At 67.7% G+C, this 19,944-nt stretch carries 17 protein-coding genes; 9 read left to right on the forward strand and 8 right to left on the reverse strand.

The genetic code is table 11. The annotated features are described in order from the left end of the window. Window position 1 precedes the first annotated feature (1 nt). The 3 genes from grxC (at window position 2) to ACFSCU_RS05725 (ending at window position 1,894) form a co-directional block, all read left to right on the forward strand. Complete coding sequence (grxC, locus tag ACFSCU_RS05715) at window positions 2-262, forward strand: glutaredoxin 3 (protein WP_333705590.1); 261 nt, start codon at window positions 2-4, stop codon at window positions 260-262. A 108-nt stretch (window positions 263-370) separates the two neighbouring features. Further along, the gene (gene secB / locus ACFSCU_RS05720) at window positions 371-823 is read left to right on the forward strand and encodes a protein-export chaperone SecB (RefSeq protein ID WP_333705589.1); all 453 of its coding nucleotides are present in this window, start codon (window positions 371-373) and stop codon (window positions 821-823) included. 45 nt (window positions 824-868) lie between these two features. Continuing rightward, on the forward strand, window positions 869-1,894 hold the full coding sequence (locus tag ACFSCU_RS05725) for an NAD(P)H-dependent glycerol-3-phosphate dehydrogenase (protein ID WP_377560132.1): 1,026 nt from the start codon (window positions 869-871) through the stop codon (window positions 1,892-1,894). 202 nt (window positions 1,895-2,096) lie between these two features. Here ACFSCU_RS05725 and panC read toward each other — a convergent pair whose 3' ends face one another. From panC to ACFSCU_RS05745, 4 genes are all read right to left on the reverse strand, one after another. Then, the gene (gene panC, locus ACFSCU_RS05730; protein ID WP_180550892.1) at window positions 2,097-2,954 is read right to left on the reverse strand and encodes a pantoate--beta-alanine ligase; all 858 of its coding nucleotides are present in this window, start codon (window positions 2,952-2,954) and stop codon (window positions 2,097-2,099) included. A 31-nt stretch (window positions 2,955-2,985) separates the two neighbouring features. Beyond that, window positions 2,986-3,876, reverse strand: a complete 891-nt coding sequence (panB, locus tag ACFSCU_RS05735) for a 3-methyl-2-oxobutanoate hydroxymethyltransferase (protein WP_333705587.1) — start codon at window positions 3,874-3,876, stop codon at window positions 2,986-2,988. A gap of 309 nt (window positions 3,877-4,185) precedes the next feature. Beyond that, complete coding sequence (locus tag ACFSCU_RS05740) at window positions 4,186-5,037, reverse strand: segregation and condensation protein A (RefSeq protein WP_180550893.1); 852 nt, start codon at window positions 5,035-5,037, stop codon at window positions 4,186-4,188. Between the two features lie 114 nt (window positions 5,038-5,151). Further along, window positions 5,152-5,373 carry a DUF3460 family protein gene (locus ACFSCU_RS05745; RefSeq protein ID WP_180550894.1) on the reverse strand — a complete coding sequence of 74 codons (222 nt, stop codon included), beginning with the start codon at window positions 5,371-5,373 and terminating at the stop codon, window positions 5,152-5,154. Between the two features lie 94 nt (window positions 5,374-5,467). Here ACFSCU_RS05745 and ACFSCU_RS05750 point away from each other — a divergent pair, with 94 nt between their 5' ends. Beyond that, window positions 5,468-5,989 (forward strand): outer membrane protein assembly factor BamE, encoded by a 522-nt coding sequence (locus ACFSCU_RS05750; RefSeq protein ID WP_180550895.1) that lies wholly within the window; start codon window positions 5,468-5,470, stop codon window positions 5,987-5,989. A 133-nt stretch (window positions 5,990-6,122) separates the two neighbouring features. On the opposite strand, the gene ACFSCU_RS05755 is transcribed toward ACFSCU_RS05750, so the two are convergent. The 3 genes from ACFSCU_RS05755 to ACFSCU_RS05765 all read right to left on the reverse strand — a co-directional run bounded on the left by ACFSCU_RS05755 (window position 6,123) and on the right by ACFSCU_RS05765 (window position 11,369). After that, window positions 6,123-7,844 (reverse strand): SulP family inorganic anion transporter, encoded by a 1,722-nt coding sequence (locus tag ACFSCU_RS05755; RefSeq protein ID WP_180550896.1) that lies wholly within the window; start codon window positions 7,842-7,844, stop codon window positions 6,123-6,125. A 110-nt stretch (window positions 7,845-7,954) separates the two neighbouring features. Then, window positions 7,955-10,087: a methionine--tRNA ligase gene (gene metG / locus ACFSCU_RS05760; RefSeq protein ID WP_377560133.1), complete on the reverse strand. Its 2,133-nt coding sequence runs from the start codon at window positions 10,085-10,087 to the stop codon at window positions 7,955-7,957. Between the two features lie 52 nt (window positions 10,088-10,139). Next, window positions 10,140-11,369 (reverse strand): patatin-like phospholipase family protein, encoded by a 1,230-nt coding sequence (locus tag ACFSCU_RS05765; protein WP_377560136.1) that lies wholly within the window; start codon window positions 11,367-11,369, stop codon window positions 10,140-10,142. 84 nt (window positions 11,370-11,453) lie between these two features. Here ACFSCU_RS05765 and apbC point away from each other — a divergent pair, with 84 nt between their 5' ends. Then, a complete protein-coding gene (gene apbC / locus ACFSCU_RS05770) occupies window positions 11,454-12,545 on the forward strand; it encodes an iron-sulfur cluster carrier protein ApbC (RefSeq protein ID WP_180550898.1) in 1,092 nt (363 codons plus the stop codon). Window positions 12,546-12,716: 171 nt separating this feature from the next. Then, window positions 12,717-13,454 (forward strand): DUF2726 domain-containing protein, encoded by a 738-nt coding sequence (locus tag ACFSCU_RS05775; protein ID WP_377560137.1) that lies wholly within the window; start codon window positions 12,717-12,719, stop codon window positions 13,452-13,454. Between the two features lie 379 nt (window positions 13,455-13,833). On the opposite strand, the gene ACFSCU_RS05780 is transcribed toward ACFSCU_RS05775, so the two are convergent. Beyond that, the gene (locus ACFSCU_RS05780) at window positions 13,834-15,411 is read right to left on the reverse strand and encodes a benzoate-CoA ligase family protein (RefSeq protein WP_180550900.1); all 1,578 of its coding nucleotides are present in this window, start codon (window positions 15,409-15,411) and stop codon (window positions 13,834-13,836) included. A gap of 166 nt (window positions 15,412-15,577) precedes the next feature. Here ACFSCU_RS05780 and ACFSCU_RS05785 point away from each other — a divergent pair, with 166 nt between their 5' ends. From ACFSCU_RS05785 to boxB, 3 genes are all read left to right on the forward strand, one after another. After that, on the forward strand, window positions 15,578-16,495 hold the full coding sequence (locus ACFSCU_RS05785; protein ID WP_180551818.1) for a helix-turn-helix transcriptional regulator: 918 nt from the start codon (window positions 15,578-15,580) through the stop codon (window positions 16,493-16,495). A 123-nt stretch (window positions 16,496-16,618) separates the two neighbouring features. Then, a complete protein-coding gene (boxC, locus tag ACFSCU_RS05790) occupies window positions 16,619-18,280 on the forward strand; it encodes a 2,3-epoxybenzoyl-CoA dihydrolase (protein ID WP_180550901.1) in 1,662 nt (553 codons plus the stop codon). Window positions 18,281-18,427: 147 nt separating this feature from the next. Beyond that, window positions 18,428-19,855 carry a benzoyl-CoA 2,3-epoxidase subunit BoxB gene (gene boxB / locus ACFSCU_RS05795; protein ID WP_180550902.1) on the forward strand — a complete coding sequence of 476 codons (1,428 nt, stop codon included), beginning with the start codon at window positions 18,428-18,430 and terminating at the stop codon, window positions 19,853-19,855. Window positions 19,856-19,944 lie beyond the last annotated feature (89 nt).

The raw sequence follows: 19,944 nt of genomic DNA on the forward strand, positions 1-19,944 counted from the left end.
CATGCAAAAAGTGAAGATGTACGCCACCGGCACCTGCCCCTACTGCATCCGTGCCAAGCAAATCCTGCAGGCCAAGGGGGTGCAGATCGACGAGATCCGCGTCGACCTCGACCCGGCCCAGCGCCAGACCATGATGGACATCACCGGCCGCCGCACCGTGCCGCAGATCTTCATCGGCGACACGCACGTGGGCGGCCACGATGACCTGGTGGCGCTGGATCAACGCGGCGGGCTCGATCCGCTGCTGGCCGGCCAGGCCTGACCGGCGCCCCGGGCGTGTCACGCCCGCCTGAGATAATGACCGTAAGGCAGCGCGCCCAAGGGCCGCTGCCCGTCTTTTTCATCCATCCTTTCCCTTAGCGAGAACCTCATGGCCGACACCGATCCCGTGTTCAACATCCAGCGCGTCTACCTGAAAGAGGCCTCGCTGGAGCAGCCCAATTCGCCCGCCATCCTGCTGGAGCAGGAGCAGCCGGCCGTCGAGATCAACCTGGGCGTGAACGCCGAGAACGTGGCCGAGGGCGTGTTCGAGATCACCGTCACCGCCACCGTGCAGACCAAGATCCAGGACAAGACCGTGTTCCTGTGCGAGTGCAAGCAGGCCGGTATCTTCGAGATCCGCAACATCCCCGAAGACCAGATGGGGGGCGTCATCGGCATCGCCTGCCCGCAGATCGTCTACCCCTACCTGCGCGGCAACGTGGCCGACCTGATCCAGCGCGGCGGCTTTCCGCCCGTGCACCTGGCCGAGATCAACTTCCAGTCGATGTACGAGCAGCAGAACGCCGCCCAGGCCGACGCCTCGCCGATCGTCACGCAGTAAGCATCGAATAGGCCTCCAGCGCCCGTCCAGCAAGCGCGAGCAGCTATGAAAATCATAGTTATCGGTGCCGGCGCCTGGGGCACGGCGCTGGCCGTCAGCGCGGCGCGCAACCCGGCCGGGCACCATGTGGTGCTGTGGGCGCGCGACGGGGCGCAGGCCGAGGCCATGGACGACACGCGCGAGAACGCGCGCTACCTGCCGGGCATTCCGCTGCCGCGCGAGTTGAACGTGCGTGGCGGCGACGTGGGCACCCTGATGCAGGCGGTGCCGCAGGCCGACCTGATCATCGTCGCCACCCCTGTCGCGGGCCTGCGCCCCACGCTGGCGCTGCTGCGCGAGGTGCGCGTGCCCATCGGCTGGCTGTGCAAGGGCTTCGAGCCGGCGCAGAACCCGCAGGCACCCAACCCCTTCGGGCTGATGCCGCACGAAATCCAGGCCCAGGTGGCGCCCGCGCTGCAGGCCGGTGCGCTCAGCGGGCCCAGCTTCGCGCAGGAAGTGGCGCGCGGCCAGCCCACCGCGCTTGTGGCCGCCAGCCGCCAGCCGCACGTGCGCCAGGCGCTGGTCGACGGCTTTCACGGCCCCACGCTGCGGGTGTACGGCAATGAGGACTTGACCGGCGTGGAAGTGGGCGGCGCGGTGAAGAACGTGCTGGCCATTGCCACCGGCCTGGCCGATGGCCTGAACCTGGGGCTGAACGCACGTGCCGCCCTCATCACCCGCGGTCTGGCCGAAACGGCGCGTCTGGGCGGGGCGCTGGGCGCGCAGGCCGAGACCTTCATGGGCCTCTCGGGCCTGGGCGACCTGGTGCTGACGGCCACGGGCGATTTGAGCCGCAACCGCCGCGTCGGCCTGCTGCTGGCCGAGGGCCAGACGCTGGACGAGGCCGTGCAGTCGCTCGGTCACGTGGCCGAGGGCGTGTACAGCGCCCGCACCGTGCTGCAGCGCGCGCGCCATCTGGGCGTGGAGATGCCGATCACCGAATGCGTGGTGGCGCTGCTGGACGGGCAGCTGAAGCCCGTGGAGGCCGTGGCCGCGCTGATGGGGCGCGATCCGAAGGGGGAACTGCTGTGAGCGGATGGGTGCAGCATACTCCCCTGGTTGATGCCCTGTAGCGCCCGGATTCAGGGCGCTAGGTAGGCATACTCCACTGTACTCTCTGTGGGAGCGGGCTTGCCCGCGATGTAGCGCCGCTACTGTGGCGAGGCCCCATCGCGGGCAAGCCCGCTCCCACAAGGCAGCCAGACTCGAAGTCCCGTCCGCCACGCGCCGGCCTTCAGATCTCCAGGTTGTCGATCAGCCGCGTGCCGCCCAGGCGCGCCGCGCCCAGCGCCACCAAGTCACCGCTGCCATCGCCCGCCTGCGGCGGCAGCAGGTCGGCGCGGCGGCGCACCGTGAGGTAGTCGGGCAGCCAGCCGCGTGCGGCCAGCGCCTGCATCGCCGCCGCTTCCAGCGCCGGCAGTTGCGCGGGCAGGGCGTGCGCGGCGGCCAGGGCGTCGCGCGACAGGGCGCGCAGCGCCAGTGACAGCTGCAAGGCCTCGGCGCGCTCGGCCTCGCTCAGGTAACTGTTGCGCGAGCTGAGCGCCAGGCCATCGGCGCTGCGCTCGGTGCCGTGGCCGACGATCTCGATGGGCAGCGCGAACTGCTGCACCATGCGGCGGATCACCATCAGCTGCTGGTAGTCCTTCTTGCCGAAAACGCCGAAGCCGTGCGGCTTGCCGGCGAACACGGCCATGAAGAGTTTCATCACCACGGTGGCCACGCCGGTGAAGAAGCCGGGGCGGAACTCGCCCTCCAGCAGGTCGGCCAGCGCTGGGTCGGGCAGCACCTTGAAGGTCTGCGGCTCGGGGTACAGGTCGCGCTCGCGCGGGGCGAACAGCAGGTCGCAGCCGGCCTCGCGCAGTTTGGCGCAGTCGGCCTCGAAGGTGCGCGGGTAGCTGTCGAAATCCTCGTGCGGCAGAAACTGCAGCCGGTTGACGAAGATGCTGGCCACGGTGGCATCGCCCAGCGGGCGGGCCTGTTCGACCAGCGCCAGGTGGCCGGCGTGCAGGTTGCCCATGGTGGGCACGAAGGCGGGGCGCTGCGCGTGCCGCAGGGCGTGGCGCAGTTCGGGAAGGGTGTGGACGATGTGCATGGTGGGTGGGCGGATCAATGGGGGCGGCGGCTTACCAGGCGTGCAGGGCGTCGTCGGGGAAGCTGCCGTCCTTCACCGCCCGCACATAGGCCTCGATGGCGGCCTTCACGCTGCCGCTGCCGTCCATGAAGTTGCGCACGAACTTCGGGTTCTTGCCCAGGTTCACGCCCAGCATGTCGTGCATCACCAGCACCTGCCCGGCGGTGCCCTTGCCGGCACCGATGCCGATGGTGGCGCAGCGCGGCAGCTCCTGCGTCAGCTGCGCCGAGAGCAGGGCGGGCACCATTTCCAGCACCAGCATGGCGGCGCCGGCGTCCTGCAGTTCCAGCGCGTGCTGGCGCAGCGTCTGCGCCGCCTCGTCGCCCCGGCCCTGCACGCGGTAGCCGCCCAGCGCGTGCACGGTCTGCGGCGTCAGGCCCAGGTGCGCGCACACGGGAATGCCGCGCTCGACCAGGAAGCGCACCGTCGGCGCCGTCCAGCCGCCGCCTTCCAGCTTGACCATGTGCGCGCCCGCCTGCATCAGCGTGGTGGCGCTGCGCAGCGCCTGCTCGGGCGATTCGTGGTAGCTGCCGAAGGGCAGGTCGGCGATCAGCCAAGCCGTGCCCTGCACACGGTGCAGCCCGCGCGAGACGCTCTCGGTGTGGTAACGCATGGCCTCCAGCGTCACGCCCACGGTGGAGGGCAGCCCCTGGCACACCATGCCCAGCGAATCACCCACCAGCAGGCATTCCACCCCCGCCGCATCGGCCACGGCGGCAAAGGTGGCGTCGTAGGCGGTCAGCATGGTGATCTTCTCGCCGTCGGCGCGCAGCTGTGCCAGCCGCGGCAGGCTGACCGGCTTGCGCTGCGGCAGCGGCGATGCGGGCGGCAGCGTGCCGTAGGGCGAGCCGGGCGATGGGGTGGAGGACGATGGTGTGGTCATGCGGTGGCGCTCCGTCAGGCAAACAAACGCGCCGAGTCTATGCGCAAGCTGCACAGCCGCTGGAACGGCCTTGTGGGAGCGGGCTTGCCCGCGATAAGCGCCTTGCCCCCAGTCGTCGCTGCATCGCGGGCAAGCCCGCTCCCACATCCTTGGCGGTGGCGCGCGCCACCATCTGGCGGCCGCGGAGCAGGCCATGCGGGGGCACCCGCGGAAGGGCTTGGCCCGCCCGCTGGGTGCGTCCCCCTTCCCCCGCCGCGCAGCGGCAAGAGAGAAGGGGGAAGCGGCGTCAGCCGCTCAGGGGGATGCCTCTTAATTCGGTGTGAACGCCAGCCGCACGTAAATCGGCGCATAGGCCTCGGCCTGGGTGATCTCCACCAGGTTCTCCTTGGCCAGTTCCAGCAGTGCGATCAGCGTGACCACCAGCACGGGCACGCCCTTGGCGGGGTCGAACAGGTCCTCGAACGGCGCGAAGCGGCGGCCCTGCAGCTTTTTCAGCACGATGGACATGTGCTCGCGCACGCTCAGTTCCTCGCGGCTGATCCTGTGGTGCTGCACCAGCTTGGCGCGCCGCAGGATGTCGGCCCAGGCCGATTGCAGATCGGCCAGTTCCACGTCGGGAAAGCGCGGCTTCAGCGCCTGCTCGACGTACACCTGCGCCTTCAGGAAGTCGCGGCCGTACTGCGGCACTTCCGACAGGTGCGTGGCGGCCAGTTTCATCTGCTCGTATTCGAGCAGGCGGCGCACCAGCTCGGCGCGCGGGTCTTCGGGCTCCTCGCCCTCGGCCGTCTTCTTGGGCGGCAGCAGCATGCGCGACTTGATCTCGATGAGCATCGCCGCCATCAGCAGGTATTCGGCCGCCAACTCCAGGTTCCGGCTGCGAATTTCGTCGACATAGCTCAGGTACTGGCGCGTCACGTTCGCCATCGGAATGTCGAGGATGTTGAAGTTCTGCTTGCGGATCAGGTACAGCAGCAGGTCCAGCGGGCCTTCGAAGGCCTCGAGGAACACCTCCAGCGCGTCGGGCGGGATGTACAGGTCGGTCGGCAGCGCGAACAGCGGCTCGCCGTACAGGCGCGCCACGGCCACGTGGTCCACCACCTCGGGCAGCGGCGCCTGCGCCGGGCCTTCGGCCAGCAGCTGATCGGGGTCGGCAACCGACATGGAATGCTATCTAAATATGAGCTATCAGCGCTTGCGGGATAAGCGCTGGAGGCCGATTTGGCTTGTGATCAATGGCAGGTCAGTGGCGGGCGCTCGGGGCGAGCGCCGGCGCGCTCAGTCCTGCGTCGGCGCGGTCTGGTAGACGTAGGGCGCCTGCTTCACGCGGCCGGCCTTGAATTCGGCCTGCAGCTCGCGGTCGATCTGCTTGTCCCACAGCAGGGCGCGGCCCTGGCGCTGCTGCAGGTCGAGCTCCGGGCGCGACTGCTTGAGGTCGTCCAGGAACTGCGTGACCTCGGAACGGTAGTGCGGGCGCTGGAAGATGCGGGCGAGCGACATAAACTTGGGATTCCTTTGTGGGACTGGTCCGACGGCGCACACAGCGCGTGCGGCGTTACAACACAGTTTTCATTCATTTTACCGGGCACCACCTATGACGCTCCGTTTCGACCGACTTCGCACCCTGGGCCTGGGCGGCCTGCTGGGCAGCGCCCTCTGGCTGGCCGCCTGCGACCCGCAGGCCATCAAGGAGCTGGAGGAGGGCGTGGCCACCGAGGCCGACGTGGTGCAGCGCTTCGGCCAGCCCGAGCGCGTGTGGCCCGAGGCCGGCGGCGCCAAGACCTTCGAATACAACCGCCAGCCCGAGGGCCTGCGCAACTACATGATCACCATCGGCCCCGATGGCCGCATGAGCGCGCTGCGCCAGGTGCTGACGCCTGACAACTTCCGCCGTGTTCAGCCGGGCATGGGGGTGGAAGACGTGCGCCGCATGCTGGGCAAGCCGGCCAAGCAGGTGCCCTACCAGCTGCAGAACCAGATCGTGTGGACCTGGAAGTTCCTGGAGCAGCCGAACGAGACGCGCGGCTTCAACGTGGTCTTCAGCCCGGATTACCGCGTGATCCGCACCGAGGTGGGGCCCGACCCGGACGGCCCCGACATGCGCGGCGGCGGCTGAACGGCAAGCGCCGAGCCGCTTGAAAGGCAGCGCCATCGGGCGCTGTTTTTTTGTGCAAAATCGGGCTTCAGCGCCCGCCAGTCAAGCGCAGGCAGCTATCAAATCGAGAGTATTTGCTGACGGCGCAGGCGATTCAGGCGCCCGAATAGCCCATCTCCGCCGCGTCGTCCGGCCGCGGCGGCAGGCCCGCCACGGCAGCTTCGATGGCGTGGGCCACGTCGGGCTGCAAGTCGTCCGGCGACTGGGCGGTGATCAGCTCGAGCAGGCCGGTGCGCCGCGCGATGTCGTGCGGCTGGTTGATCAGCCCGCTCACCACCAGGCGCACGCCTTGCTTGCGGCAGGTCCTGACCAGGTTCTCCAGCGCCTCGGCGCCGGTCGAGTCGACGTAGATCACGTTCTTCAGATCCAGCACCAGGGTGTGCGGCGGCAGGTGGTCTTCCAGTTCCTCCACCAGCTTGGTGGCGCCGAAGAAGATCGCGCCATACAGGCGCCAGGCCTGCATCTGCTCGCCGCGGCCAGCCAGTTCGACTTCATCGGACGCGCCCAGCCGCTCGGCGCGCGACAGGCTGGAAATGCGGTAGATGAAGGTGATGCAGGCGGCGAAGATGCCGAACTCCACCGCCACCGTCAGGTCGAAGATCACCGTCAGCAGGAACACCGCCACCAGTGTCACGCGATACGGCATGCGGTAATTCTTCAGATGGGCGAACTCGCGCCATTCGCCCATGTTCCAGGCCACGAACATCAGGATGGCCGCCAGGCAGGCCAGCGGAATCGAGCCGGCCAGCGGCGCTGCCACCAGAATCACCAGCAGCAGCGCCAGCGCATGCACCATGCCGGCCACCGGGCTGGTGGCGCCGCTCTTCACGTTGGTCATGGTGCGGGCAATGGTGCCGGTGGCCGGCATGCCGCCGAAGAAGGGCGTGACGAAGTTGGCCGCGCCCTGCGCCATCAACTCCTGGTTGGGGTCATGCCGGTCGCCGATCACGCCGTCGGCCACGCGCGCGCACAGCAGCGACTCGATGGCGCCCAGCAGCGCCAGCGTGATGGTGGGCATCAGCAGAAAGCGCGCCGATTCCCAGCTGAAATTGGGCAGCTGGAATGCCGGCAGCGCGGCCGGAATGCCGCCGAACTTGCTGCCGATGGTCTCCACCGGCAGCTTGAACACGCCCACCACCAGCGTGGCCACCACCAGCGCCACGATGGAGCCGGGCACCGTGCTGAGCTTGCCCGAGAACTGCACCTTGGGCCCCAGGCTGGGCAGCCAGCGCTGCCAGCCGATGACGATGGCCAGCGACACCACCGCCACGCCCACGGCCCACCAGTTCACCGTGTGCAGGTGGCCGTACAGCGCGCCTAGGATGCCGAAGAAATCGCCCGGCATCTTGGGCACGGTGAGGCCCAGGAAGTCCTTCACCTGCGACAGCGCGATCAGCACCGCGATGCCGTTGGTGAAGCCGATGATCACCGAGATGGGGATGAAGCGCACCAGCGTGCCCAGCTTGAACAGCCCCATCAGGAACAGCAGCACGCCCGACATGGCGGTGGCGATGATCAGGTTGCCCACGCCGTAGCGCTCGACGATGCCGTAGACGATGACGATGAACGCGCCCGCCGGCCCGCCGATCTGCACCCGGCTGCCGCCCAGCGCGGAGATGATGAAGCCGGCGATGATGGCGGTGAACAGCCCGGCCTCGGGCTTCAGCCCCGAGGCGATGGCGAAGGCCATGGCCAGCGGCAGCGCCACCACCGCCACCGTCAGCCCGGCGGCGAAGTCCTTGGCGAAGCGCGCCCTGTCGTAGCCTTGCAGGGCGTTGAACAGGCGGGGGCGGAAGGGGGCAATCGGCAAGGCCATGGCGATTTATGTGAATTCAATTCGAATTTTATGTTAATGCCCGGGCGTCGGTCACGAAAAAGCGCGGCCCGCTCTCACGGTACCGCGCTTTGATGGCCAGAGCGAGTCGGTCAGCGCACGCGCATACCGGGCTGCGCGCCGGCCGTGGGCTCCAGCACGTATATGCCGGGGTGGGCCTTTTCGTCGCCGTGGCTGGCGGCCAGCACCATGCCTTCGCTGATGCCGAACTTCATCTTGCGCGGCGCCAGGTTGGCGACCAGCACGGTGAGCTTGCCCCGCAGGTCTGCGGGCTGGTAGGCGCTGGCAATGCCGCTGAAGACGTTGCGCAGCTTCGGTTGACCGTCGTCGCTGGTCTCGCCCACGTCCAGCGTCAGGCGCAGCAGCTTGGTACTGCCTTCCACGGGTTCGCAGTTCACGATCTTCGCGATGCGCAGGTCGATCTTGACGAAGTCGTCGATGGTGATGGAGGGGGCCAGTGGCTCGCCACCCGGCGCCGGTGTGGTGCTGGGCGCTTCCGTTTTCATAGCTGCCAGCGCTTGTGGGGCGGGCGCTGGAGGCTCAAACAGTGCATCCAATTGCTTGACGTCCACGCGCTGCATCAGGTGCTGGTATTCGCCGATCTGCGCGCCTTCGCCCAGCGGCGTCTTCACGTCGTCGAAGCTCTCGGGCGGCACCATCAGGAAGAAGGCCACGTCGGCGGCCAGCTTGGGCAGGATGGGTTTCAGATAGATCGTGAGGATGCGGAACGCCTCGATGGAGGTGCTGCACACGTCGTGCAGGCGGCCCTCCATGCCCTCCTTCTTGGCCAGCTCCCAGGGCTTGTTGGCGTCCACGTAGCCGTTCACGCGGTCGCACAGCGCCATCACCTCGCGCACCACCTTGCCGGTTTCGCGCTCGGCGTACAGCTCGGTGATCTGGGGCAGGGCGTCGCGCAGGTGCGTCAGCAACTGGTCGCCGTCGGGCGAAATCGCGCCCAGACGGCCGCCGAACTTCTTGCTGATGAAGCCGGCCGCGCGCGAGGCAATGTTGACGTACTTGCCGATCAGGTCGGCGTTCACGCGCGCCATGAAGTCATCGGCGTTGAAGTCGATGTCCTCGTTGCGGCCCGACAGTTTGGCCGCCAGGTAGTAGCGCAGCCACTCGGGGTTCATCTTCAGGGACAGGTATTTCAGCGGGTCGAGGCCCGTGCCGCGGCTCTTGCTCATCTTCTCGCCGTTGTTCACGGTGAGGAAGCCGTGCACGAACACCTTGTCGGGCACCTTGCGGCCGCTGAACTTCAGCATGGCCGGCCAGAACAGCGTGTGGAAGGTGATGATGTCCTTGCCGATGAAGTGGTACTGCTCGGTCGCCGGGTCGGCGATGAACTGCTCGTAGCTCTGCGGCTGGCCGCTGGCGGTCTTGCCGGCTCCTTTATCGAACAGGTTCTTCAGGCTGGCCAGGTAGCCAATGGGGGCGTCGAGCCAGACGTAGAAGTACTTGCCCGGCGCGTCCGGGATCTCGATGCCGAAGTAGGGCGCGTCGCGGCTGATGTCCCAGTCGCCCATCTTGGGCTTGCCGTCTTCGCCGGGGGCGATCCACTCGGTGATCTTGTTCAGTACCTCGGGCTGCACGGCGCCGCTGGTGGTCCACTCGCGCAAAAACTCGATGCAACGCGGGTCGGACAGCTTGAAGAAGAAGTGCTCGCTGCTCTTCAGCTCAGGCTTGGCGCCGCTGAGGGCCGAGTACGGCTCGATCAGCTCGGTGGGCGCATAGACGGCGCCGCATACCTCGCAGTTGTCGCCGTACTGGTCCTTGGCATGGCAGTTGGGGCACTCGCCCTTGATGAAGCGGTCGGGCAGGAACATGCCCTTCTCGGGGTCGAAGAACTGCTCGATGGTGCGGGTCTCGATCAGGCCATTGGCCTTCAAATCCTTGTAGATGGCCTGCGAGATGGCGGTGTTCTCGGGGCTGTGCGTGGAGTGCCAGTTGTCGAAGCTGATCAGGAAGCCGTCCAGGTACTGCTGGCGCCCGGCGGCGATGTCGGCCACAAACTGCTCGGGCGTCTTGCCCGCCTTTTCGGCGGCGATCATGATCGGCGCGCCGTGCGCGTCGTCGGCGCCGACGAAGTTCACCGCGTGGCCCTGCATGCGCTGAAAGCGTACCCAGATGTCGGCCTGGATGTATTCCATGATGTGGCCGATGTGGAAGGTGCCGTTGGCGTACGGCAGGGCGGTGGTGACGAAGATCTGGCGGGGGGCGGGCATGCGGAACACTCTCACTGGGGTCAACCCGCCATTTTAGGCAGCGCGCCCCGGCTCAGCCCACATCGCCCGGCCGATGGCGCCAGCCGAAGAACTGGCAGATGGCCGCACGCTGCGCCAGCGCGTCGGCACGCCCCAGCGCCATCAGGGCGCGTGTGTAGCCCGACTCGAACAGCAGGTAGCTGGCCAGCGCCGCGTTGCGCTCGTCGTGCACGTTGTCGCGCTCGCCCAGAATGCCCAGCAGCGCCTGCGCCGCTTGCGGCAGTGCGTGCAGGTGCCGGCCGGCCAGCTCGTCGAGCCGCTGCGATGGCGTGATGGCCAGCAACTCGATGTGCCGCAGCCGGGTCTGGCCGCGCTGCGCCGGTGGCACCAGCGACAGCGTGTGGTTGACGCGCTGCAGCCGCTCCACGTCGGACGCCAGGGTGTCGAGAAAGATGGCCGACAGCGCGTGGCCCGCCACCTGGGCCAGCGTGGGGTAGTCGCCGGCATGCGGGTCGGTGGCCACCGCGGGCTGGTGCGCACGGCCGGCGCCTACCACGAACACGCGCTCGGCCCCGAGGTGGATCACCGGCGCGATCGGCGCCATCTGCCGCATCGAGCCGTCGCCGTAGTAGGCCGTGCGGTCGTCCACCGACAGGCGTGCCGCCGGAAAGATGAAGGGGATGGCGGCCGAGGCCATCAGGTGCTCGACGCCGATGCGCGCCCGCACGGCGCGGCGCTGCGCGCGTGCCCAGTCCTGCATGTCGTCGATGGCGTCGTAGAAGGTCACGTGCTCGCCGCTGACGTAGCTGGACGCGGTGACGGCAAAGCCGCGCAGGTGGCCGCCGGCCAGCAGCTGCGGCAGGCGCTCGAACGGCAGGTGCGCCTGCAGCAGGCGGCGCAGGGGCTGGTTGTCGAGCAGCGAGTAGGGCTGCAGCCGTGCCGAGCGCGCCAGCGCCCAGCCCATCGACAGCAGGCGGATCCAGCGGGCACCGGCTCGGGCGGCGTCCAGTGCGTCGGCGCGGTACACCTGCGCCGCGTGAAAGCCGCGCCAGATGCGCGACAGCCGCGCCACCGCGTGGCTGAAATGGTCGGCGCCGGTGGCCACCGCCGCGGCGTTCATGGCGCCGGCCGAGGTGCCGACGATGATGTCGAACGGCGAGCCGCGGTGCGCCGGCTCGCCGTGGCGCCGCAGGGCCGCCAGCGCCTGCAGCACACCCACCTGGTAGGCCGCGCGCGCGCCGCCGCCCGTCAGCAGCAGCGCGGTGCCGGGGCGGGCGGGCGAGGGGGCGGCGGGCCTATTCATCGGTGCGGGGTGAGGTTTTGGCCGTGTACCAGCGGTGCGCCACGGTGGCGCGACTAGACTACCGGCTCCACCGGAAGAGAGCAAATGAGCATTCAGCAACAAGACGTACTGCAGGCCATCGCGGCCGTGATCGACCCCAACACCGGCAAGGACTTTGTCTCGACCAAGCAGGTCAAGAACCTGCAGCTGAACGGCGGCGATGTGTCCTTCGACGTCGAGCTGGGCTACCCGGCCAAGAGCCAGATTCCGGCGCTGCGCCAGGCGTTGATCAACGCCGCGCGCGGCGTGCCGGGCGTGGGCAACGTGTCGGTCAACGTGGTGACGAAAGTGATCGCTCACGCCGTGCAGCGCGGCGTGCAGCTGATGCCGCAGGTCAAGAACATCATCGCCGTGGCCTCGGGCAAGGGCGGTGTGGGCAAGAGCACCACCGCCGTCAACCTGGCGCTGGCGCTGGCGGCCGAGGGCGCCAGCGTCGGCTTGCTGGACGCCGACATCTACGGCCCCAGCATGCCGATCATGATGGGCATCAGCGGCCGCCCCGAAAGCCTGGATGGCCAGAACATGGAGCCGATGGAAAACTACGGCGTGCAGGTCAGCTCCATCGGCTTCCTGGTCGACCCGGACGAGGCCATGATCTGGCGCGGCCCCATGGCGAGCCAGGCGCTCGACCAGCTGCTGCGCCAGACCAACTGGAAGGATCTGGATTACCTGATCGTCGACATGCCGCCCGGCACGGGCGACATCCAGCTGTCGCTGTCGCAGCGCGTGCCGCTGACGGGCGCCGTCATCGTCACCACGCCGCAGGACATCGCCCTGGCCGACGCGCGCAAGGGCGTGGCCATGTTCGAGAAGGTGGGCGTGCCCATCCTGGGCCTGGTGGAGAACATGGCCGTGCACGTGTGCAGCAACTGCGGCCATGTCGAGCACATCTTCGGCGCCGAGGGCGGCAAGCGCTACGCGGCCGAGAAGGGCATCGAGTACCTGGGCGCGCTGCCGTTGGCGATGTCGATCCGCGAACAGGCCGATTCGGGCCGCCCCAGCGTGGTGGCCGACCCGGATGGCCAGGCGGCAACCAATTACAAGGCCATTGCGCGGCAGGTGGCCATCAAGGTGGCGGCGCGGGCCAAGGATTTCTCGGCCAAGTTTCCGTCCATCACCATTTCAAGGGATACCTGAGCCGGCTCGGTTCACTTCCGATTTGATAGCTGGCAACGCCCGTGGGATATATACCCACGGGCGTTTCAATTTGTAATTACAACGTATTCAACCGGGCGGACGGCATCCGCCAAATGGGTGATTGTCAGACGTGCCGCAAGAGCGTAAGGTGCCCCGACAGGGAGCACGACAATGAACTGGTTCAATTCAGACTGGCTGGCGTCTTGGGCCGGCCTGGACGGCGCCGACGCGATGCCGCTGGTGAGCACGCTGGTGGCCGTGGTGGCGCTGATGCTGCTGTGGCGCGTGCTGCGCCGCGGCGGCGCGGGCGGCCGAGCGGCGCGCGATTACGACGCCAGCGGCGACCAGTTCGCGCAGTCGGCCCCCATCAACGAAGAGCAGGTGCGGCTGCTGCACTACCTGCAGCAGGCCTTTCCCGATGGTGCGGTGCTGTTCCAGCCGCGGCTGGCGCGCTTTCTGATGGTGCGCAAGAGCCGCCACCGCCTGGATGCGCAGCAGCGCCTGGGCGATACGCACGTGGACTTTCTGGTCTGCGCCGACGACGGCAAGCCGCTGTTCGCGTTCGAGGTGGATGCGTTCAAGGCCAAGGGCGATGCGGGCCTGGCGCGCAGCGCGGCCGAGAAGAACGGCATGCTCAAGAGCGCCGGCATCCGCCTGATCCGGCTGAAGGGCGCGCAGCCCCAGTGGCCGCCGCCCGAGGTGCTGCGCATGCGCCTGCTGGCCGCGCAGCGCACGCCACCGCCGGCGCCCGAGGCGCGGCCCTCGGGCTTCGAGCCCTCGGCCTTCGGCCCGCCGTCCGACTTTGCGCCCTCGCGCAGCGCACCCGATTCGGGCGTGATGAGCCTGACCGGCCTGATGGGGCTGAGCGCCGGCAGCGACGACCCCTGGGCATCGGTGCGCAAGCGCTGAGGCGCGCGCGGGCCGGGCAGTGTCGCTATGGTTGATATAGCTGCTTGCGCACGACGGGCAATGATTTCAGATTGATTTGGCTTGAAAATGGCGCCAATCGGGCGCAATAAGATATTTATTGAATAGCAACCTGCGGCCATCTCGCGCTGCCGGCATTCGGGGCGCACGCTCCGCTGAACAGCTCTTCAGCACCGCAGGTTCAGCCGTCGCCGGGAAGACTCTGGCGCTGCAAGGACAGTCATGCCATCTTTCCAATCGATACGGCATGAATCTCGTCATTCCGGCGAAAGCCGGAATCCAGACAGCGCGCGTGCGGTGAGGCATGGGTCCCGGCTCTCGCCGGGATGACGATGGTCAACGTTCTGAAGCGGAAACGGAATCAGTCCACCGACTGCTCGCGCAGCTTGAAGCGCTGGATCTTGCCGGTGGCGGTCTTCGGCAGTTCGTGCACGAACTCGATGAAGCGCGGGTACTTGTAGGGCGCCAGGCGATCCTTCACGAAGGCCTTCAGTTCGTCCTCGGTGGCCTCGGCGCCGGGCTTCAGGATCACGAAGGCCTTGGTCTTGGTCAGGCCGTCGCTGTCCTGCTTGCCGACCACGGCGGCCTCGAGCACGGCGGGGTGCTGCACCAGCGTGGCCTCGACCTCGAACGGCGACACGTAGATGCCGCTCACCTTCAGCATGTCGTCGCTGCGGCCGCCGTAGGTGTAGCTGCCGTCGGCGTTGCGCACGTACTTGTCGCCGCTCTTCGTCCAGCCGCCCTGGAAGGTCTCGCGCGTCTTGCTGCGGTTGCCCCAGTACATCATGGCGGCGCTGGGGCCGGCGATGTAGAGGTCGCCCGGCTCGCCGTCGGGCACGGGGCCGCCGTCGTCGCCGCGCAGTTCGATGGTGTAGCCCGGCACCGGCCAGCCGGTGGTGCCGTAGCGCACCTTGTCGGGCCGGTTGGAGAGGAAGATGTGCAGCATCTCGGTGGAGCCGATGCCGTCCACGATGTCGATGCCGAAATGCGCCTTGAAGCGTTCGCCGATCTCGGCCGGCAGCGCCTCGCCGGCCGACGAGGCCAGGCGCATCGCCACCTCGTCGCGCTTGGGCAACTGCGGATGCGCCAGCATGCCGGCAAAGCCGGTGGGTGCGCCGAAGAACACGGTGGGCTTGAGGCCGCCCACGCCACCGGTCCAGCGCTTGAAGGTGGCCTCAGGCGTGGGGCGCTCGCCCATCAGGATGGTGGTGGCGCCCACGCTCATGGGGAAGGTGAGGCCGTTGCCCAGCCCGTAGGCGAAGAACAGCTTGGCGGCCGAGAAGCACACGTCCCGCTCGGTCAGGCCCAGCACGGCCTTGCCGTACAGCTCGCAGGTCCAGTACGGGTTGGCGTGCGAATGCACCGTGCCCTTGGGGCGGCCGGTGGAGCCGCTGGAGTAGAGCCAGAAGGCCGGGTCGTCCGGGCCGGTGGGCGCGGCCTTGTCCATCGGCGCATGGGCCTTCAGGAAGGCCTCGAACTCCACCTCGGACGGGTGCAGCGGCGCCTGCGGGTGCGAGACGATGACCTTCTGCACCTCGTGGTCGCTCTTGACCATGGCGGTGGTCAACGTGGGCAGCAGCGCGCCCGACACCAGCACCGCTTGCGCGCGTGAGTGCTCCAGCATGTAGGCGTAATCGTCGGGCGTGAGCAGGGTGTTGACGGCCACCGGCACCAGGCCGGCGTACAGGCTGCCGAGGAAGGCCACCGGCCAATCGGTGCCGTCGTGCATCAGCACCAGCACGCGTTCTTCGCGGCGCAGGTACAGGCTGCGCAGCGCGGCGGCCATGCGGCGCACGCGCTCGTCCAGTGCGCCGTAGGTGAGCGTGCCGTGGTCGTCCACGAAGGCCGGCTTGGCCCCGCGGGTGCTGTTCAGCGCCAGCAGATGCTCGGCAAAGTTGAAGCGCTCGGGCGGCGGCGCGACGTTGGCAGCGGTGTTCATGGGGTCTCCGTGGGGCTGTGTCGAGGGCTGGGCCCACGCGGCGCGCATTGCGCTTTTGCCCGCTGCGTGGTGAAATGCATTATTCTGCCTGTCATCGTACATGCATTAAAGTGCATGTCAAGAGGGCGCACCCGGTGCTCTCGCAGGCCGACAACACGTGAACATGATGCTTGAAGAGTTGGTGCATCCGCCGGCCGCCCCGCCCGCCGAGGCCGCGCGACATCCCTTTCTGGTGGCCCTGGGCGAGCGGGTGCGCACGCTGCGCTCGCGCCGCGGCCTCACGCGCAAGGCGGTGGCGCAGGCGGCCAATGTGTCCGAGCGGCACCTGGCCAATCTTGAATACGGCACCGGCAACGCCTCCATTCTGGTGCTGCTGCAGGTGGCCCATGCCCTGCACGCCGAGCTGAGCGAGCTGCTGGGCGACGTGACCACCTCGTCGCCCGAGTGGCTGATGATCCGCGAACTGCTGGAGCACCGCAACGAGGCAGATCTGCGCCGCGCGCGGCAGGCGCTGTCCGAGCTGTTCCACGCGCCGGGCGATGCCGACCGCGCGCGCACCACGCGCATCGCGCTGATCGGCCTGCGCGGTGCCGGCAAGTCGTCGCTGGGCCAGCGCCTGGCGGACGATCTGGGCTACGCCTTCATCGAGCTGAGCCGCGAGATCGAGCAGTTTGCTGGCTGCAGCATCCACGAGATCCACAACCTGTACGGCACCAACGCCTACCGTCGCTACGAGCGCCGCGCGCTGGAAGAAGCCATCCAGATCTACCCCGAGGTGGTCATCGCCACGCCCGGCGGCCTGGTGTCGGACGCGGCCAACTTCAACCTGCTGCTGCAGCACTGCTACACCATCTGGCTGCAGGCCGACCCGGCCGACCACATGTCGCGCGTGGCGGCGCAGGGCGACATGCGCCCCATGGCCGCCAGCCCCGAGGCCATGGACGACCTCAAGCGCATCCTGGCCGGCCGCGCGGCGTTCTACGCCAAGGCCGACCTGCGCTTCGACACCAGCGCCTACACCGAGGAGCAGGCGCACCGCGAGCTGCGGCGGCAGGTGCGGCAGGTGATCGGCCTGCCGGTTTGAGGGCATGCATTAAAGTGCATTGACCTTGCCGGATTTATGCACTATTATTCATCTAATGCCAGCCGCGAAGGCGGGCACAGACCGGGCAGTCGCCCCTGACACCACCACCCAAGGATTCATCGCATGAGCCAGCCGAACCCCCAAGTCGACTACCGCACCGAGCCGAGCCAGTACCGCCACATCCAGCTGTCGTTCGATGGCCCGGTGGCCAAACTGGCCATCGACATCGACGAGGACGCCGGCATCCGCCCCGGCTACAAGCTCAAGCTGAACAGCTACGACCTGGGCGTGGACATCGAACTGCACGACGCGCTGCAGCGCATCCGCTTCGAACACCCCGAAGTGCGCACCGTGGTGGTCACCAGCGGCAAGGACCGCGTGTTCTGCTCCGGCGCCAACATCTTCATGCTGGGCCTGTCCAGCCATGCGTGGAAGGTCAACTTCTGCAAGTTCACCAACGAGACCCGCAACGGCATAGAGGACAGCAGCCAACACAGCGGCCTGAAATTCATCGCCGCGCTGAACGGCGCCTGCGCCGGCGGCGGCTACGAGCTGGCCCTGGCCTGCGACGACATCGTGCTGGTCGACGACCGCAGCAGCAGCGTCAGCCTGCCTGAAGTGCCGCTGCTGGGCGTGCTGCCGGGCACCGGCGGCCTGACCCGCGTGACCGACAAGCGCCACGTGCGCCACGACCTGGCCGACATCTTCTGCACCACCAGCGAAGGCGTGCGCGGCCAGAAGGCCGTGGACTGGCGTCTGGTCGATGCCGTGGTCAAGCCGCAGCAGTTCGACGGCTTCGTGGCCGAGCGTGCTGCCAAGCTGGCCGAGGGCAGCGACCGCCCCGCTGGCGCCAAGGGCGTGCAGCTGCCGAAGGTGGAGCGCACCGAAAGCGCCGACGGCATTGCCTACAAATATGTGAATGTCGCCATCGACCGCGCCAAGCGCGTCGCCACCTTCACCGTGCAGGCACCGAGCGGCGCGCAGCCGACCGACATCGCCGGCATCGAGGCTCTAGGCGCCGCTTGGTACCCGCTGCAGATGGCGCGCGAGCTGGATGACGCAATCCTCAACATGCGCACCAACGAGCTGGATATCGGCGCCTGGGTGCTGAAGACCGAGGGCGATGCCGCCGCCGTGCTGGCCAACGACGCGCTGATGCTGGCCAACCAGAAGCACTGGTTCGTGCGCGAGACGCTGGGCATGCTGCGCCGCACGCTGGCGCGCCTGGACGTGTCGTCGCGCAGCCTGTTCGCGCTGATCGAGCCGGGCTCGTGCTTCGCCGGCACGCTGGCCGAGCTGGCTTTCTGCGCCGACCGCGCCTACCAGCTGGTGCTGCCCGACGAGCCGGCCAAGGCCCCCACGCTGACGCTGCACGAGGTCAACTTCGGCAGCTACCCCATGGTCAACGGCCAGTCGCGCCTGGCGCGCCGCTTCTATGAAGAAGAAGCGCCGCTGGCCGCCGCCAAGGCCGCCATCGGTCAGGCGCTGGGTGGTGAAGCCGCCGAGAAGCTGGGCCTGATCACCGCCGCGCCCGACGACATCGACTGGGCCGACGAAGTGCGCATCGCGCTGGAAGAGCGTGCCGCCATGAGCCCCGACGCGCTCACCGGCCTGGAAGCCAACCTGCGCTTTGCCCAGCAGGAGAACATGTTCACCCGCATCTTCGGCCGCCTGTCCGCCTGGCAGAACTGGATCTTCCAGCGCCCCAACGCCGTCGGCGACAAGGGCGCGCTGAAGGTCTACGGCAAGGGCGACAAGGCGCAGTTCGACATGAATCGCGTCTGATCCTGATGACGAAATGACATCGCTTCGCTTTCATGACGCGGCTTCGCCGCATGAAGTTTTCCGTCATTTCGTCATGCCTGTGCCGAAGGCACGCAGTCATTGAGCGGCAGGGCCGCGAAGTCATTGTTTCATTGCAAGGAGACCACCATGAGCAGCATCAACTACAGCGAGAAGATCCCCAACAACGTCAACCTGTCGGAAGACCGCACGCTGCAGCGCGCGCTCGAGCAGTGGCAGCCCAACTACCTGCAGTGGTGGCAGGACATGGGCCCCGAGGGCTCGGTGGATTACGACGTGTACCTGCGCACCGCGGTCAGCGTCGATCCGGCGGGCTGGGCGCAGTTCGGCTACGTCAAGATGCCCGACTACCGCTGGGGCATCTTCCTGAACCCGGCCGAGCAAGACCGCAAGATCCACTTCGGCGACCACATGGGTGAAGCCGCCTGGCAGGACGTGCCCGGCGAGCACCGCGCCAACCTGCGCCGCATCATCGTCACCCAGGGCGACACCGAGCCGGCCAGCGTGGAGCAGCAGCGCCACCTGGGCCTGACCTGCCCCAGCCAGTACGACCTGCGCAACCTGTTCCAGGTCAACGTCGAGGAAGGCCGCCACCTGTGGGCCATGGTCTACCTGCTGCACAAGTACTTCGGCCGCGACGGCCGCGAGGAGGGCGAGGCGCTGCTGGAGCGCCGCAGCGGCGACCAGGACAATCCCCGCATCCTGCAGGCCTTCAACGAGAAGACGCCCGACTGGCTGAGCTTCTTCATGTTCACCTACTTCACCGACCGCGACGGCAAGTTCCAGCTGTGCGCGCTGGCTGAATCCGGCTTCGATCCGCTGGCCCGCACCACCAAGTTCATGCTGACCGAAGAGGCGCACCACATGTTCGTGGGCGAATCCGGCGTGGGCCGCGTGATCCAGCGCACCGTCGACATGATGAACCAGCTCAAGACCGACGACGTGCAGAAGCTGCGCAACGCCGGCGTGATCGACCTGCCGACGATCCAGCGCTACCTGAACTTCCACTTCTCGGTCACCATCGACCTGTTCGGTGCCGACGAGTCGAGCAACGCCGCCACCTTCTACTCGACGGGTCTGAAGGGCCGCTTCGAGGAGGGCAAGCGCACCGACGACCACGTGCTGAAGGGTCAGACCTACAAGGTGCTGAACGTGGTCGACGGCAAGCTGATCGAGAAGGAAGTGCCGATGCTCAACGCGCTGAACGAAGTGCTGCGCGACGACTACATCAAGGATTCCATCGGCGGCGTCGAGCGCTGGAACCGCATCATCGAGAAGGGTGGCATCCCGTTCAAGCTGAAGGTGCCGCACAAGGCCTTCCACCGCAACATCGGCGCGCTGTCGGGCGTCAAGGTCAGCCCCGAGGGCCAGGTGGTGAGCGATGCCGAGTGGAACGCCAAGGCCAAGGACTGGCTGCCCACGCCGGAAGACCGCGCCTACGTCGCCAGCCTGATGGGCCGCGTAGTCGAGCCGGGCAAGTTCGCCAACTGGATCGCGCCGCCGGTGATGGGCATCAACCGCCAGCCGGTCGATTTCGAATACGTGCGTTTCAACTGACACTGTCGAAAACCGGACGCAGAGGACGCAGAAATCACGCAGAGGACGCAAAGGAAACAGCCGAAAACTTCTTCCTGGATTTTTTGCGT

It is taken from the genome of Ottowia beijingensis, from assembly GCF_042680925.1.
Lineage (GTDB): Bacteria > Pseudomonadota > Gammaproteobacteria > Burkholderiales > Burkholderiaceae_C > Ottowia > Ottowia beijingensis.

Coding starts and splice junctions, on each gene's coding strand:
- metG (WP_377560133.1), bottom strand. CDS start 10,087: ATGCCCGCCCCCCGCCAGATCTTCGTCACCACCGCCCTGCCGTACGCC.
- ACFSCU_RS05725 (WP_377560132.1), top strand. CDS start 869: ATGAAAATCATAGTTATCGGTGCCGGCGCCTGGGGCACGGCGCTGGCC.
- ACFSCU_RS05785 (WP_180551818.1), top strand. CDS start 15,578: ATGCTTGAAGAGTTGGTGCATCCGCCGGCCGCCCCGCCCGCCGAGGCC.
- ACFSCU_RS05755 (WP_180550896.1), bottom strand. CDS start 7,844: ATGGCCTTGCCGATTGCCCCCTTCCGCCCCCGCCTGTTCAACGCCCTG.
- ACFSCU_RS05780 (WP_180550900.1), bottom strand. CDS start 15,411: ATGAACACCGCTGCCAACGTCGCGCCGCCGCCCGAGCGCTTCAACTTT.
- apbC (WP_180550898.1), top strand. CDS start 11,454: ATGAGCATTCAGCAACAAGACGTACTGCAGGCCATCGCGGCCGTGATC.
- ACFSCU_RS05765 (WP_377560136.1), bottom strand. CDS start 11,369: ATGAATAGGCCCGCCGCCCCCTCGCCCGCCCGCCCCGGCACCGCGCTG.
- secB (WP_333705589.1), top strand. CDS start 371: ATGGCCGACACCGATCCCGTGTTCAACATCCAGCGCGTCTACCTGAAA.
- panB (WP_333705587.1), bottom strand. CDS start 3,876: ATGACCACACCATCGTCCTCCACCCCATCGCCCGGCTCGCCCTACGGC.
- grxC (WP_333705590.1), top strand. CDS start 2: ATGCAAAAAGTGAAGATGTACGCCACCGGCACCTGCCCCTACTGCATC.
- panC (WP_180550892.1), bottom strand. CDS start 2,954: ATGCACATCGTCCACACCCTTCCCGAACTGCGCCACGCCCTGCGGCAC.
- boxC (WP_180550901.1), top strand. CDS start 16,619: ATGAGCCAGCCGAACCCCCAAGTCGACTACCGCACCGAGCCGAGCCAG.
- ACFSCU_RS05740 (WP_180550893.1), bottom strand. CDS start 5,037: ATGTCGGTTGCCGACCCCGATCAGCTGCTGGCCGAAGGCCCGGCGCAG.
- ACFSCU_RS05745 (WP_180550894.1), bottom strand. CDS start 5,373: ATGTCGCTCGCCCGCATCTTCCAGCGCCCGCACTACCGTTCCGAGGTC.
- boxB (WP_180550902.1), top strand. CDS start 18,428: ATGAGCAGCATCAACTACAGCGAGAAGATCCCCAACAACGTCAACCTG.
- ACFSCU_RS05775 (WP_377560137.1), top strand. CDS start 12,717: ATGAACTGGTTCAATTCAGACTGGCTGGCGTCTTGGGCCGGCCTGGAC.
- ACFSCU_RS05750 (WP_180550895.1), top strand. CDS start 5,468: ATGACGCTCCGTTTCGACCGACTTCGCACCCTGGGCCTGGGCGGCCTG.